Annotated in this window: 17 protein-coding genes; 6 read left to right on the forward strand and 11 right to left on the reverse strand. The window is 42.6% G+C overall.

Features of this window, described 5'->3' with window-relative positions:
• Positions 1 to 208: 208 nt before the first annotated feature.
• The 3 genes from der to ACEW8F_RS07040 all read right to left on the reverse strand — a co-directional run bounded on the left by der (position 209) and on the right by ACEW8F_RS07040 (position 3,800).
• Positions 209 to 1,528 (reverse strand): ribosome biogenesis GTPase Der, encoded by a 1,320-nt coding sequence (gene der / locus ACEW8F_RS07030; RefSeq protein WP_373482766.1) that lies wholly within the window; start codon positions 1,526 to 1,528, stop codon positions 209 to 211.
• 55 nt (positions 1,529 to 1,583) lie between these two features.
• Positions 1,584 to 2,921 carry a DUF512 domain-containing protein gene (locus ACEW8F_RS07035; RefSeq protein WP_373482767.1) on the reverse strand — a complete coding sequence of 446 codons (1,338 nt, stop codon included), beginning with the start codon at positions 2,919 to 2,921 and terminating at the stop codon, positions 1,584 to 1,586.
• A gap of 165 nt (positions 2,922 to 3,086) precedes the next feature.
• Positions 3,087 to 3,800: a 4Fe-4S double cluster binding domain-containing protein gene (locus tag ACEW8F_RS07040; RefSeq protein ID WP_373482768.1), complete on the reverse strand. Its 714-nt coding sequence runs from the start codon at positions 3,798 to 3,800 to the stop codon at positions 3,087 to 3,089.
• A gap of 85 nt (positions 3,801 to 3,885) precedes the next feature.
• Here ACEW8F_RS07040 and ACEW8F_RS07045 point away from each other — a divergent pair, with 85 nt between their 5' ends.
• The gene (locus ACEW8F_RS07045) at positions 3,886 to 4,407 is read left to right on the forward strand and encodes a DUF4364 family protein (protein ID WP_373482769.1); all 522 of its coding nucleotides are present in this window, start codon (positions 3,886 to 3,888) and stop codon (positions 4,405 to 4,407) included.
• 95 nt (positions 4,408 to 4,502) lie between these two features.
• Here ACEW8F_RS07045 and ACEW8F_RS07050 read toward each other — a convergent pair whose 3' ends face one another.
• Entirely contained in the window at positions 4,503 to 4,868 is a 366-nt protein-coding gene (locus ACEW8F_RS07050) for an ABC transporter ATPase (RefSeq protein WP_373482770.1), read from the reverse strand.
• A gap of 286 nt (positions 4,869 to 5,154) precedes the next feature.
• Here ACEW8F_RS07050 and ACEW8F_RS07055 point away from each other — a divergent pair, with 286 nt between their 5' ends.
• The 4 genes from ACEW8F_RS07055 to ACEW8F_RS07070 are packed head-to-tail and all read left to right on the forward strand — an operon-like array spanning position 5,155 to position 8,121.
• Complete coding sequence (locus tag ACEW8F_RS07055; protein ID WP_373482771.1) at positions 5,155 to 5,877, forward strand: amino acid ABC transporter ATP-binding protein; 723 nt, start codon at positions 5,155 to 5,157, stop codon at positions 5,875 to 5,877.
• A gap of 56 nt (positions 5,878 to 5,933) precedes the next feature.
• Entirely contained in the window at positions 5,934 to 6,746 is an 813-nt protein-coding gene (locus ACEW8F_RS07060) for a transporter substrate-binding domain-containing protein (RefSeq protein ID WP_373482772.1), read from the forward strand.
• Positions 6,746 to 7,468: an amino acid ABC transporter permease gene (locus ACEW8F_RS07065; protein WP_373482773.1), complete on the forward strand. Its 723-nt coding sequence runs from the start codon at positions 6,746 to 6,748 to the stop codon at positions 7,466 to 7,468. Before ACEW8F_RS07060 ends, ACEW8F_RS07065 begins: the two co-directional genes overlap by 1 nt.
• Positions 7,462 to 8,121 carry an amino acid ABC transporter permease gene (locus tag ACEW8F_RS07070; RefSeq protein WP_373482774.1) on the forward strand — a complete coding sequence of 220 codons (660 nt, stop codon included), beginning with the start codon at positions 7,462 to 7,464 and terminating at the stop codon, positions 8,119 to 8,121. Before ACEW8F_RS07065 ends, ACEW8F_RS07070 begins: the two co-directional genes overlap by 7 nt.
• Positions 8,122 to 8,230: 109 nt before the next feature.
• On the opposite strand, the gene ACEW8F_RS07075 is transcribed toward ACEW8F_RS07070, so the two are convergent.
• The 4 genes from ACEW8F_RS07075 to ACEW8F_RS07090 form a co-directional block, all read right to left on the reverse strand.
• The gene (locus ACEW8F_RS07075; protein WP_373482775.1) at positions 8,231 to 8,749 is read right to left on the reverse strand and encodes a C-GCAxxG-C-C family protein; all 519 of its coding nucleotides are present in this window, start codon (positions 8,747 to 8,749) and stop codon (positions 8,231 to 8,233) included.
• Positions 8,750 to 9,127: 378 nt separating this feature from the next.
• The gene (gene trpB, locus ACEW8F_RS07080; protein WP_373482776.1) at positions 9,128 to 10,360 is read right to left on the reverse strand and encodes a tryptophan synthase subunit beta; all 1,233 of its coding nucleotides are present in this window, start codon (positions 10,358 to 10,360) and stop codon (positions 9,128 to 9,130) included.
• 551 nt (positions 10,361 to 10,911) lie between these two features.
• Positions 10,912 to 11,694, reverse strand: coding sequence for an alpha/beta fold hydrolase (locus tag ACEW8F_RS07085; protein ID WP_373482777.1), 783 nt, complete (start codon positions 11,692 to 11,694; stop codon positions 10,912 to 10,914).
• Between the two features lie 392 nt (positions 11,695 to 12,086).
• Entirely contained in the window at positions 12,087 to 12,464 is a 378-nt protein-coding gene (locus tag ACEW8F_RS07090) for a winged helix-turn-helix transcriptional regulator (protein ID WP_373482778.1), read from the reverse strand.
• 147 nt (positions 12,465 to 12,611) lie between these two features.
• Here ACEW8F_RS07090 and ACEW8F_RS07095 point away from each other — a divergent pair, with 147 nt between their 5' ends.
• On the forward strand, positions 12,612 to 13,307 hold the full coding sequence (locus tag ACEW8F_RS07095) for a flavodoxin family protein (RefSeq protein WP_373482779.1): 696 nt from the start codon (positions 12,612 to 12,614) through the stop codon (positions 13,305 to 13,307).
• A gap of 217 nt (positions 13,308 to 13,524) precedes the next feature.
• Here ACEW8F_RS07095 and ACEW8F_RS07100 read toward each other — a convergent pair whose 3' ends face one another.
• From ACEW8F_RS07100 to ACEW8F_RS07110, 3 genes are all read right to left on the reverse strand, one after another.
• Positions 13,525 to 13,680 (reverse strand): hypothetical protein, encoded by a 156-nt coding sequence (locus ACEW8F_RS07100; RefSeq protein WP_373482780.1) that lies wholly within the window; start codon positions 13,678 to 13,680, stop codon positions 13,525 to 13,527.
• Positions 13,677 to 14,267, reverse strand: coding sequence for a hypothetical protein (locus ACEW8F_RS07105; RefSeq protein ID WP_373482781.1), 591 nt, complete (start codon positions 14,265 to 14,267; stop codon positions 13,677 to 13,679). Before ACEW8F_RS07105 ends, ACEW8F_RS07100 begins: the two co-directional genes overlap by 4 nt.
• 80 nt (positions 14,268 to 14,347) lie before the next feature.
• Positions 14,348 to 14,659: an alpha/beta hydrolase gene (locus ACEW8F_RS07110; RefSeq protein WP_373482782.1), complete on the reverse strand. Its 312-nt coding sequence runs from the start codon at positions 14,657 to 14,659 to the stop codon at positions 14,348 to 14,350.
• Positions 14,660 to 14,963: the final 304 nt, after the last annotated feature.

Here is a 14,963-nt window from a genome sequence, read left to right on the forward strand (position 1 = left end):
ATTATATGTCAAAAAATCATTAATTACCACTTATATGTCAATATTTTTTGACATATAAGTGGTAATTTAAAAATCTGAATGCCTTATTAATGGGATTTTAGTGATTATATTTTGTACGTGTTAGCTGTCAATGCACAAAAAGAACGAAAATTCTGCCCACACTGCGGCAAAATTTTCGTTCTTCAAATTCAAATCAGTTTTCAAAGTTTTATTCAGATCGTTCCCGGATAAAAAAACGAATCGGGGTGCCAAAGAAATCAAAGGTTTCCCGGAGCTTGTTTTCCAGGTAACGCTGATAGGAAAAATGGACCAGGGTCATATCATTGACAAACACCACAAATGTCGGCGGATTAATGGCCACCTGGGATGCATAATATAATTTCAGTCGACGGCCATGTTTTGATGGCGGCTGTTTCATCATTACAAATTCGGCTAATGCTTCATTGACTTTACCGGTGGTGATCCGTTTAGCACTTTGTGCTTTGACATATTCGATGGTTTCAAATATTTTGCCCAATCGCTGTCCGGTTTTGGCTGAGATAAAGATGATCGGGGCATAATCCATAAATGAAAGGGCGTCCCGGATATCATCTTCCATCTTCTTCATGGTTTTATTGTCTTTTTCGACGGCGTCCCATTTATTGACAATAATGATCGATGGTTTGGAGCGATTGTGGGCTATCCCGGCGATTTTGGCATCCTGTTCGGTAACGCCCTGGGATCCGTCGATTAAAACCAGGACCACCTGACTGCGTTCGACGGCGGCAATGGCTCGGATGATGCTGTAACGTTCAATATCTTCATAGATTTTTTTCTTGCGTCGTAAGCCGGCGGTATCAATTAAGACATAGTCTTCCCCGTCGTATCTGACGCTGGTGTCCACGGCATCTCGGGTGGTCCCGGGGATATCACTGACGATCAGGCGCTCTTCCCCCAGTACCTTATTAATCAGGGTCGACTTCCCCACATTCGGTTTACCGATGACGGCCACGCGCAGCCTTTCATCTTCGGTTTCTTCCTCGTCGTAATAACGCTTAACATGGTTAATGATTTCGTCCAGAAAATCGCCTAAACCCAACCCCTGCTCGGCCGAGATGGCGATCGGCTCGCCAATTCCCAGGTTGTAAAATTCAAAGGCGTTGTTTTCCAGGCCCTGGCTGTCAACCTTATTGACGGCCAGCAAAACATCTTTTTCATGTTTCCGGATCATATTGGCAACTTCTAGATCCGAGGCGGTCATTCCTTCCCGTCCGTCAACCATCAGGACAATCAGATCGGCCATATCAATGGCAATTTCAGCCTGAATCCGCATCTGCAAAAGAATGTCATCCTTGGTATGGGGTTCGATCCCGCCGGTGTCGATCAGGGTAAAATGGTGATTTTGCCATTCGGCGTCGGCAATGATCCGATCCCGGGTTACTCCGGGGGTATCTTCGACGATGGCAATGCGTTCTCCAACTAATTTATTAAACAGGGTTGATTTGCCCACATTCGGGCGGCCAACCACTGCTACGATAGGCTTTGGCATGTAATTTCCTCACTTTATTTATCTCATTATTTTGGTATTTTTCTATTTGTAATTTTTAATCGTCTAATAAGGACTGCAGCAGCGCTTCACCGGTAACCGGAACGCCCTGAATCGTTACATTAAGCGCTACGCCTAATGTTTCCAGGGTCCAGTCGTCCAATAAGGTGTCAGTACCGCTGCGTAGGGCGTTTTCTGGCAGCAGCAGCAAATCGCAGGGATTTTGCTCGAGCCGGGGTTTCATTTGGGCCAGGATGTCCGCACCGGTGAGCAGCCCGGATACGGTAATGGCTTCGCCAAAAAAATGGTTGGTGATTGGAAAAATCATCAGATCCAGTAATGGATATTCCTGTTTAATCTCAGCAACAAGCTTGTTGAGATAATCATAAGCAGCAGTTCCGGTCAGGACCCCGATTTTTTTGACAGTGGCGATAATTGGTGAGTCAGCATTCTGAGTTTTAATACCCTGTAAGGTTTCGTGCACAGATTCCTTAAAATCAGCCATCATCCCCACCCCATTTTCAATTTGGGGAAAGCCGCTATAATAATCACTTTCAGGAATGGGAAGCTTAGCCAGCAAAAAAAACTCGTCGCTGGGATAGACAAATCCCTCGCCGTGAGCGGCCTCCATTTCATCGTGGACGGCATTGATAATTTCCAGGGTTTTTAGGGCATCATCCTGATTAAAAAGACGGAGTTTTTCCAAACCCTGGCGATGGTTGGAAAGACCCACCGGGACCACAGATACAGATTGCAGCACCGGGTAAAAGGCTTTTAAATCATTGAGGGTTTTTTTCAGTTCAAGGCCATCATTAAAATCCGGCACCAGCACAATTTGTCCGTTCATCTGAATACTATTATCATAAAAGGTATTGAGATAGGACATCACATCCCCGGCAAAACGGTTTTTAAGCATCTTGATTCTTAAACTGGGATTGGTGGTATGAATCGACAGATTCATCGGCATAATCCGGTAGCGGATAATCCGATTCAGTTCATCGCTGGTGAGATTAGTCATGGTAATATAATTGCCGGTTAAAAATGACAATCGTTCGTCGTCATCTTTTACATAAAGGCTCTCGCGCATGCCCGCTGGCAGCTGATCGATAAAGCAAAAGATACAATTATTCTTGCAGGTTTTTGTACCAATCATCGCTTCGGGAAAGGTTACACCCAAATCTTCTTCATATTCTTTTTCAATGTCCAGCACCCAGATTTCGCCATCTGGTTTTTTTATTTCGACCTCTAGGGTGTCGTCGGCAATCAGATAGCGATAATCCAATATATCAGTCACCGGCATGCCATTGATCGACAGGAGGATATCCCCCGCCGCGACTTCCATTTCGTCGAGAATGCTATCATCCTCGACGCCGTTTATTATAAATTTTTTCAACACATCTCTCTGTTTCTTTACAATTTAAAAACTGCCTGGCAAAACCAGCCGGCAGTTCTCCTGATCTATTATATAATATTTTCAGAGAAAAAAAAACCTATTTAAGAATTTTTCGCAATTAAAGCAGTCTTTTGAAGAAATATTTTAAATCAACTGATGAAAAGCTGCTTATTTTCCGATCGGACAGGCGACAACACATAAGCCGCAGACCACTCCCCTGCCGATATGATGAAAGGTTTCCTTCATATGCTGGCTGCAGGCATAGGCATCATAAAGCTCATTTCGCGGCATTCCTGGTTTCCAGAGCCGCCCTTCGATGGCCATTGCCGGGCAGGCACTGACACAGGCGTGGCAGGTACCGCAACCGCTTTCCGTTACGGGGGTTCCGACTGCTAATGGCGCATTCGTCAATACGGTACCGATGCGGACCCGGGGTCCGTAGTGTTGATGAATAAATAAGGCACTACGCCCGATCCACCCCAGCCCCGCCAGAACGGCAGCTGTTTTGTGCTGAAAAGCGCCAGTGAATTGATCTTCCGGATCGGCAACAGATTGGGATGCGGGAATCGCGACACTGGGATAACCCTGAGCTTCCAGTGCTAATAAAAGCCGTAGGCAGATGTCATCAATCAGGCGATTAACACTGCGGTAGTGGCTGAAATAGGTTTGGGTTGGTTCAGTCCCGATCTGATTTAAAATACCGTCGGAGAGCTTAATAATTACGGTGATACCGCGCTCAAAGTTCATTCGTTTTGAGGCCGGAAGCAGCGCTAAATCGGAAAACCCGATTTCGGTCGCACCCAATGAGTGGCCCAGATTGCTAATTGCCAGGTTACACTGATTTTGCAGCAGGGTGCGATTGCTGTTAACTTCTTTTTTCATTTTTTCCTCTTTTTTACATAGAAATAGGGAAATTGATCCATTGATATGTTACAATATTTATAGAAAAATAAAGGTGGTGGCATTCATGCTCTTTAATTCTGAACAGCAGGCTGAGGATAAACTGATCATCCTCTATGTGTTGAAAAAAATAAAAACATCCTTAACCCGGGAACAGGTCGCCCTGATCATTATTGAAAATTTACAGATTGGTTATTTTGATATTCAGTTGTATATTGATGATCTGATCAAAGATGAATTTCTTTCGGTGTTGGATTATGACGGAAAGTCCGTGCTTACCTTGTCAGCGATTGGTAAGGAAACACTCAAGCTCTTTTATGATAAAATTCCGGCTTATATTACCGATATGATTGATCTATATCTTAAGGAAAACCGCGAAAAGATCTTCAAGGAAGTAAAAATTACCGCCAACTATCAGAAATTAGGAGAAAGCGATTATCTCGTTGAATTAAAACTTCACGAAAATAATATTGTCCTGATGGAAATATCTTTAAATGCGCCCACAATAAAGCTGGCTCTGGACATCTGTAATCGCTGGAAAGAAAATACCCAGGATCTGTATTCATCCGTATTGAAGCTGTTAACCTGAATAATTTCAATGCCAGCACATTAAAAAGGTTCGCCATAGGGTTTTTTCTAACCCCCATGGCCAAACCTAATTTCGCTTTGTCGATGGATATTTATTTATTTTTTATGGGTTCCGATGACATCACGTTTAATCCGATCTTCCACCCGGCGGTTTAACCACATGATCGCTGTTTCAATGTGCACTAAGGCCATCGCATTCTCAGTACATTCAAACTCACCTTCCTGGTATAGCTTTAAGCGATCTCTGACAATCTCGAGCAAATCAGAATCAATTACGCCCACTTCCGATCCCGGTTCGTTTCGGCCCCCTTTTTGAAACTTTATTCTCGCAAGTTCAACTGGATCGTCTTCTTTGGTGCGAATGATGTATTCGCGATAAGCATTGCCGACGGCCTTTTCAGCAACTCGATAAACCTCATTTAAATTGCCTTTGTACTGAACAGTTGATATTTTTTCGCCCATTTTTCTGCCCTCTTTCCACTCAAAATTTAGTTTTAATTTGATTATACACGTTTATACCCAAAACAAAATAGCTTATTCAGTTCTTTTCAACATTGACGTTTTTAATGGTGATCATTTTGAAAACTCTTGACAAAAGCTCTTCTTCATAATATTATTGTAAAAAGGTATTTTGTATTTAAAAATACTTGATGTAGCAATGGAGCTTCGAATATACTATAACACAATGCGTATATTTTATGGAAGTTCTTTTTTTGGCTTATCGACATTAGATTTGGAGGAAAAATAATTGATTAAACTTCAAGATGTAAATAAATTCTTTGGTGCTAACCATGTGCTCAAAGATATTAATCTAACGGTAGCGGAAGGTGAAAAATTGGTCATCATCGGGCCATCCGGTTCTGGTAAGAGCACCACCGTTCGTTGCATGAATTTTTTAGAAGCACCCACTTCGGGGCAGGTTTTTATTGATGGCGAAGAACTCACCCAGAAAAATAAAATTCAGCTGGTCCGGCGGACATCGGCGATGGTATTTCAGAGCTTTAACTTGTACCCGCATAAAACTGTGTTGGAGAATCTGACCCTGGCACCGATAAAATTACAAAAAATGACAAAAGAAGACGCCGTCAAAAAAGCCCGAAAATACCTCGCTACTGTTGGTCTGAGTGAAAAGGAAAATGCTTATCCGTCAACCTTATCCGGGGGTCAACAACAACGTGTTGCCATTGCCAGAGCCCTGGCAACCGAACGAAAAATCATTCTCTTTGATGAACCGACATCAGCTCTTGACCCGGAAACCGTTCAGGAAGTGCTTGATGTCATGATCAAATTATCAAAGGAGAATATCACCATGGTGGTTGTTACTCACGAAATGGGTTTTGCCCGGGTTGTTGCCGATCGGGTCATCTTTATGGATGAAGGCCGGATTGTCGAAGAAGGGAAACCGGAACATTTCTTTGAAAATCCTTCGGAGGAACGAACAAAACTTTTTCTCAGTAAGATCTTGCGTTAATTTCTAATATTGTTACAACGATATTAGGTATTATAATTATTATATTTAGGAGGAAAATGATTATGAAAAAGGTACTCTCTGCTCTGTTTATTTTATGCCTGGTGTTTACCTTGGCAGCTTGTTCGTCTACGACTGATAAAAAGGATACTGCTACGACCGATGGCAGCCTCGATTCAGTTGTTAAAGCCGGTGTTTTAAGAGTCGGTGTTAAAGAAGACGTTCCCAACTTCGGTCTTCGCAATACCGCTACCGGTGAAATCGAGGGTTTTGAAATTGACATTGTCAAGCTTCTGGCCAAAGAAATTCTTGGCGATGAAAATGCTTATGAATTAACACCGGTAACCGCTAAAACTCGTGGTCCATTACTAGACAATGGCGAAGTTGATCTCGTTATCGCAACCTTTACGATTACTGACGAACGAAAATTAACCTATAACTTCTCGACTCCCTACTACGAAGATGCGGTTGGCCTGTTAGTTAAAAAAGATGCCGGTTTCAAAGGTCTTGCTGACATGAATGGCAAAGTAATCGGAGTTGCTCAAAGCGCAACATCTAAAGAAGCGGTTCAAAAAGTAGCAGATGAACTGGGGATTACCGTGTCCTTCTCAGAATACGCGACCTACCCGGAAATCAAGGCGGCATTGGACTCCGGACGAGTTGATGCCTTCTGTGTTGACGGTTCAATCCTTGGTGGCTATGTTGATGACTCAACGATGATTTTGCCAGATCGATTCTCACCGCAACAATATGGTGTTACCTCAAAACTTGACAGCCTGGCCCTGACTGAAGCTGTTGATGGCTATATCAATGGATGGCTTAAAGATGGAACCATTGAAGGCCTAATTACGAAATGGGGACTTAACTATTAATGAAAAGTTCTAATCCTTTTGCCTTATGGCGTTGGGAGAAGATGTTTGGAGAATGGCAAATGTTTGGCGAAGGGTTTCTGCGCACCATTGAGGTCGCAGCCCTCGCCTTAATCCTTGCTCTTGTTCTGGGTATTATCTTTGGCGTGATCTCAACATCCAACAATAAAGTAATGCGGGGGATAGCAAGGGTCTATGTTGAGTTCTTTCAAAACACTCCCCTGGTTATACAGGTTTTCTTTATGTATAATGGTCTGGCAATTGCCGGACTACGGCTAAGTGTGTTTATGATTGGTGTTTTAGGGGTGGGCATTTATCATGGTGCTTATGTTTCTGAAGTTGTCAAAACCGGAATTACTTCCATTTCGGTGGGACAAGTTGAAGCAGCAAAGTCTCAGGGGTTTACTTATATCCAATACATGCGCTATATCATCCTGCCACAGACCATCAAAATAGTTCTCCCGCCGCTGACAAATCAGGCTGTCAATCTGATTAAAAATACCTCAGTTCTGGCGATGATTTCCGGTTTTGATCTGATGTATATGGCCGATTCCTGGGCATCATCGAGTTTAGACTACGGACCATCCTACGTATTTGCCGGTTTCTTATATTTCATGCTCTGTTTCCCCTTGGCAACCTGGGCAAGAAAATACGAAGAACGCCTCAAACGAAACGATACGATGCGTATTCCCTATGAACCATGTGAGGAGGCGGTAACATGCTAGAAGTTTTTAAAAATGTATTTACGCCTTCAAACGTTGAATTTTTAGCCAAGGGCATGGCGCTAACCCTGTCGCTTTCGGTATCGGTTGTTATTATCTCGATCCTTTTCGGGACCATTCTGGCCTTGCTGCGAACCTATGAAAAGCGGGTTTTGGGTAAACTGGCCGGATTCTATATTGAAATGTTTCGAAATACACCCCTACTCCTCTGGATTCTGGTGTGTTGCTTTATGATTCCATATGGAACCATTGTCATTCGTGGTGCGCTGGCCTTGACATTATATACCTCAGCGGTTCTTGCTGAAATTGTCCGTGGTGGTTTAAACTCTATCGCTGAAGGACAATTTGAAGCAGCCAAATCCCAGGGTTTCACGCTGATTCAAACATTAATATTTATTGTTCTCCCACAGTGTTTCAAAAGTATCATTCCTTCCCTATTATCGCAGGTCATTACGACCGTTAAAGATACCTCGTTTTTACAGGTCGTTGCGATTCCGGAGTATACCCGTAGCGGATTCGTGGTGATGGGACGGTTTACCACGACACCGGAGGTCTTTATGATTTTTGGGGTACTGGCAGCCGGTTATTTTGTGATTTGCTTCAGCCTTTCTTGTGTGGTTCGTGGTTATCAGAAAAGAACCCAGATCGCCAGATGAAACACGATCAAAATTATCTCTACGTAAAAATAAACAAAGCCATGGATTCATATTAGTCCATGACTTTGTTTTTTATTTGTTGAAAATTTGAACATTATTGTCACCACGTTTACTTTTCTATCGGCGCCCCCATTTTTTCACCATAAGGCATTTCGAAGGCCTCATCCTGGGGGATTTGCAGATATTGGTAAGCTAACTGGGCGGTTGCACCAATCAATTTCAGGCAATGTACCCGTCTTTTTTTCCCATGCCAATCATCAAAAGGTTCACAGATCTCACGGCAGGTTGTACAGCCGTTAGCTTCTTTAAACTCCCGGACAAGATTGTTATAACGACGATAATATTTTTTGCCGACTTCGTCACCACGCACATCAGAATCGATACTCCAGGGATCTTTTCGGCCATGGACGGCACTGTTTGCCATCACCGCCGCCGACAAGGCGCCGCAGGTTTCACCGTAAAGCCCAATCCCCCCGCCAAAGCCGGTACACATGGCGACGGTTTCCTTGGCAACATCCAGAACACCGGCACGAAGTAAAGCATCGTAGACACTTTCGGCGCAATTCAAGCCATTCTTGAAATTTTCAATCGCATAATCGTTGACTAATTGATTTTTTTCATTATTCATTTTATCTCTCTTTTCTAAATTTATTTTTTCCCATCATTGAGTTCAGCGGGGAAAGCGGAGGACCCTATCCATTTAAGGATAGTGTATCATAATGTTATTGGCAGCGCTGCGTTCTTTTGAAAAATGGCCTGATAGTCGGCACGGATTGTTTTTTTACTTTGATTTGTTACGGATACTCCCCTCTTTATAAGCAGAAAAGGCCATTCGTTTAAAATGGTGAGTGACTGGAATGGTTACGATAGGTGTTCAATTAGCTGGATTTTCAGGCCATTGGGGTTGGCGATAAAGAAAAAGCGACTATACGGGGCCGGCTGAAAGGGGCCGCTGTGGATGGCGATGCCTTTTTTCTGTCCTTCCGAAATAAACTTTTTAATCAGACTATTTCCCCAATCGATCGCCATAATGTTCTAATACGAAATCCAAATCCTTGTCGCCTCGGCCGGAACAGTTGACCAGAATTGAGCCGAATTCCATTTCTTTGGCCAGCTTCATCGCATATGCGACGGCATGAGCACTCTCCAGAGCGGGGATGATTCCTTCCAGTTTTGACAGTGTGAAAAATGCATCGATGGCTTCATCGTCAGTAGCTGATTCATAGGTCACCCGACCAAGATCTCTCAGATAGGCATGCTCTGGTCCGACAGAGGGATAATCCAGCCCGCTGGCTACAGAATAAACGGGATCGGGCTCGCCCTTTTCGTTTTGCAGCAGGATTGAATTAAAACCATGCAGGATTCCCTCTCTGCCATAAGCCATACTGGCGGCATGCTCGCCGACTTTTGTCCCGATTCCCATGGGCTCGACGCCGTAGAGCTTGACAGGATCATTCAAAAACGGGGTAAAAATGCCAGCCGCGTTTGAACCGCCGCCGACACATGCCACAATCGCATCGGGCAGATTGCCAGTCATCTCCAGGAATTGTTCTCTGGCCTCGACCCCTACAACAGTCTGAAAATCTCTGACCATCATCGGGAAAGGATGGGGCCCAACAACCGAGCCAATACAGTACATGGATTCTTCGAATTCGTCAATGTAAGCTTCAAAAGCAGCGTCCACCGCTTCTTTTAGAGTTTTGAGGCCATGCGAAACCGGAATCACCTGGGTGCCCAGGAGTTTCATTCGCGCGACATTGGGGGCCTGCTTGGCAATATCCACATCGCCCATGTAAATATCACATTCAAGCCCATAGAATGCGGCCGCCGTTGCCAGTGCGACGCCATGCTGGCCGGCGCCTGTTTCGGCAATGATTTTCTTTTTTCCCATATATTTGGCCAAAAGACCTTCACCCATACAGTGATTCAATTTATGGGCTCCGGTATGATTCAAATCTTCTCTTTTTAAATAAATCTGACAGTTGCCAATTGAACGCGATAATCTGTCGCAATGATAAGTCGGTGTGGGACGACCCTGAAATTCTTTCCGGATTCTTCTCAGCTCATTGATAAATTTAGAACTTTTACAGATTGTTTGATAGGCTGTGGATATTTTCTCAAATTCCGGAATCAGCTGGGGCGGAATATAGGCACCGCCGTAAGTACCGAAATAACCTTCTTTTGTGGGGTTTTGTTTAGTATACACTGCGAAATCAACGTTTTCTTTTAACATCATCATGCTCCTTTTAATATTTATTTTTTAATATTTATTTTTTATTTTTGATTTCTGATGGGTTACCTGGTGCCACGTCATCGAAAATAGGACGCCCAGTCAGCGTGTTTTTTTATCTTTGGCATTCCTTCATAAGTTAAGGGGCAGGCACCGGAGTCGAGGGCTGGGATGGCCGCACTGACCGGCACCACCAAAGCACATTTATTCAGTCTAATATGGTTAACCATAACTCTTCTGACTCGACCACAAGTTTCGCTACTAGCTCAATAAATGGCTGATAATTCATGGTTGTATGGGCCAGGTCAAGTTTAACAATATGTTATACCGATATCGGAACAATGTCAAGTTGGATGCTGTTGCTGTCGGGCGGTTTCAGTAGTATCTGGTATAGACAAAAACGTCATCTCTTTGTGCGCCGTCCCTTGTCCATAGTGGAAAAAAATTGGCAACGATGGCAAAATTTATAATCACACAGTTATCGGCGGCTGATCGTGAATTGATCAGCCGCCGATACACCCCTCGCTTATCTTTTGGCTTAGACTGTTAAAGCCATTTTTTTATCCCAAAAATTCCAAAATGACCTGTCCAAATTGTTCTGGCTCCTGAAACATTAAACCATGACCAGCTGCCGGAATGATTGACAAGGTTGCATGGGGCATCTTACTGAGCAAATATTTTGAATTTTCCACTGGGACAAGGACATCTTCAGCTCCGCTAATCAGCAGCGTTTCGTTTAAGATTGCGCTCAGCCTGTCACAGGTACCTGGCCATTGGCCAATGGCCAGGCCTTGTTTTTGAATGTTTTCCGGGTTAATTGATCCCATCGGTCGATAAAATATTTCTTTGAGGCGGTGAGTATCGTTTTTTAACCATGTATCAGGGAAGAGCAAACTGATCCAACGCGTCCCCTGCTCTTGCGGCGTCCCACTCGGATCACTTAATGTATCCATCACCTCAGAGGCTGGTGGATACATTTCCGGATTGCAGAGGCTAGCGTATAGGATCAATTTATTCACTTTTTCGGGATATCTCAGCGCTAGTTCCTGAGCAATATAAGAGCCCATTGACCAGCCCAAAAGATGCGCTTGGTCGATCTGTAATGCCACCATTAATGCAGCAGTATCGTCAGCAAATTGCTCAATACCAAAGACTTTTTCACCGGCGGTGGTTTCACCCATCCCACGGTTGTCAAAGATGATGACTTGATAGGATTTTGATAACGAATCGATTAGTTGGTGTTCCCAAAGATTCATGGTGCTACCGTAACCCATTATCATGATTAAGGATTCCCCTTCGCCATAGATTTGGTAGTTTACATTAATATCTCCGATGTTTACCATATAATTTCTCCTTTTATCATATTTTGATACGATCATCATGCGCTGTATCTATTTTAATTGATACCCAATTGATATCCCAGCAAACGTTAGTTAATAAGCGTAGTTGGCCCTTTTAATAGCAATCGTTTTTGACAGGGTTCTTGTGCTTTTTAACTGTCCCTTGGTACCGGCTGCGATGGTGATGTTATTCATGGGCAATTCTCCTTTTCCATTCTAGTTAAGGTTATTTATAATTGTTTCTTTCGAAAGGATCTATGATTTTTTCAACTTTTGAATCGGATTAGTGCTACATGGAAAAACAGTTGGATTGATCGGGTGATGTTTCTTGCGATAAGTTAAGTTCAAGTTAAGGGGCAGGCATTGGAGCCCCATTTTATATCTGCCGCTAGAAGTTAGACTTCACTTAAAATTTCTTGAAGATATTTTTGCCCCCATTCTTCCATAACTTCCATGACTTCTAGAAAGCTATTCCCTTTCTCAGTTAAGCTGTATTCTACCTTCGGTGGTATCACATTATAGATTTTTCTTTTTACGAGACCCGATTGTTCAAGTTCACGAAGCTGTCTTGTCAAGTAGCTTTGTGTTATATCAGGTATCATTCTTTCTAGCTGCGAAAATCTTTTTCTATCATCTCTTAATAGCCATATGATTACTAATTTCCATTTCCCTCTTATTGTCTTCTGTGTAATACAAACATGGCAAAGTTGTTTTTTTGATTCTTGTTTTAACTTACACTCAGAACATTCTTTAATTAATGCATCTTTATTCACTATTTCAACTCCTTATTATACTTCTTATACTATCATTTATCATAGTACCTATTATTTTTCAACGTACTTGTAAATGTTTTTGTTCATGATATTATTATACTATAAAAGCCGGCTTATTTAAATCATTAAAGAGGAGTTGCTAATAATATGAGTACAAAGATAATTGGTGTTTCTGGAAGTCCAATAAACAACAGCAATACTGACAGATTATTGAAACATGTTTTAGAAAGCAGTGGATTAGAGTATGAAATTTTCAAACTAAGTGAAATGGATATTAAACCGTGTAAAGCCTGCAAGGCATGTGTCAATGATAATATTTGTAAAGTTAATGATGATTTTCCTTCTGTAGCAGAAAAAATCAAATTAGCAGACGGTTTAGTCATTGCTGCTTACACGCCCTACAGCATGATAGACGGTCATACAAAAGCATTACTAGAAAGATTTTTTTCGTTTAGACATCAAAACAGTTTACTTCAAGAAAAATACTTAGTTACTATTGTTTCTTCAATGTTGGATATAAGTAGACAAGCAACACATCAATCTATAGTATTTGAAGCAGTAGCAGAAAGAATGAATCACGTTAGAGCATTAGATATTGCTGGAGCCCCTCCATGTAATACATGTGGAGTAGGAGACGAGTGTATTAATAGTAATGTTAAGCTGATATATGGCCCAGAAGCTGTAGCATGTGCAGAAAACTTTATACCGGTTGAGGAACAACCCGTTTGGAACGAGGGAGAACTAGTCGGCAAACAGCTTGGAGATTTAATAAACAAAAAAGAGAACTACGTTCCAAGTGATATGACACAAACTATAATGAAGTTACTAGAAAATTTTATGTAGATTAGTATGCATGCCGTTTATATCGCGTGAAACCAACTTGTTGATATTTCAAGTATTACTTTTTGAAAGCACTAGAAAACCGGTAGTATTTTAATGGATCTACTATGCACGATAAGATAATAATAAATATAATCTATATAACATCAAGGCATCCTACGCCAATTCTGTAGAGTGCCTTGCTTTTTTGGTCACGTTCATTATAGCTTTGGGCAAACAATTAAATGGTGGAACCGGCTACCCACGACAACAGCAGCATACATCGTACATAAAAATGGTAGCCCCCCTTGTCCCGACGATGCCGGTAACTGACATAAACTAAAAACAAGGTCACCACCAGGGTGGCGATATTAATGATTAAGACCGTTTCTTTCATCTTAGCAATACCTCATATCCATCTGAAGGATATTGTATTATGATGTTATCGGCTGCGCGACGCTCTTTTGAAAAATAGTCAATGTGATACAAAATGATGGGGATCTTGAGCAGTTCCAGCCAGCCATTATAAACACCATCGATAAAAGCCTGGCGCCACTCTGAGCGGCGTGTTATCAGGGGACAGTTATGAAGCTGGTCTTTTTCAATCACCAGGGAGAAGACCCCGTTTTCAAGATGAGGTTCAAAGGGGTAGGTTCGGCATTGAATGGGTCGATAGTCCCGCAGGCAACCGGTGGCCAGATGGCAATAGATATAATACATTTTTTTAATTTTGGGGGGCATCTTGTAGTGCTTTTGACTGTGCAGATCGTAATCGGTCACGACCGCCGCTTGCATGTATTCATATTCCAGCGGCAATAAATACATGCCCAGGCGCTTACCGTCTTCATCAATCCGGCGGCAGCAATGATAACCACAGAGCTCCCCGCAATTCCCGGCGATGATGGCTTCATCCATTAAGTGATAGGCTTTATTAAAGATGGCCTGATAATCGGCTCTGAGTGGTTTATTTTGTTTAGTTGTCACAGGTGCTCCGATCTGTTTAGTTTTATAAAAATTTTTTTATGATACGTTTATAAGGGGATGTCAGTCAATATTCCCCGCCATTATTCACTTTTTTCTGATCTTTCCTTGATAAAATCAAGGATCGCTTGTACCGCAATATCCTGTTGTTCTTCGCTGCTAATGGTCGCCGGGGGATCGCCCTTTTGCTGGCCATAATTGCCGAATTGGGCATGATTGCCGCCCTCAATGAAGACAATATTGTCGGTGTAATTAATGTTTTCTTCCAAATTTGCATTGAGGGTCCCATAAATGGTTAGGGCCTTTACCGGCGGAAAGTCGCCATAGATATAGGCACCCAGTAAAATCAGACCGTCGATTTTGTCTTGATTGTTTGCGGCGTAGCTGCTGGCCATCGCGCCCCCCTTTAGGAAGTTTTAAAACGGTATTGACACCTGGTCGATTTTCATCTCGCCGCAAATTCTTGACCCCACTTTTAAGTAAGCGGATGGGCCGACCGAAAAAATCCAGCTTAGCCAGTTTTTCGGGTCACAAAAAACGGGCTCGGCGCCGGAATCGGCTCGGGTTTTCCGAAGATAGGATAAAAATGATGCGGTTATCCGAAAATATCTGATAGCTGAGGCGTTTTTTAATTCAAATTTTTGCCAAACCATATTTCGCAATTTCATGATTAAGCAACTTCATAATTGTCAACTCGTC

It is taken from the genome of Acetobacterium sp. (assembly GCF_041752335.1).
Classification (GTDB): domain Bacteria; phylum Bacillota; class Clostridia; order Eubacteriales; family Eubacteriaceae; genus Acetobacterium.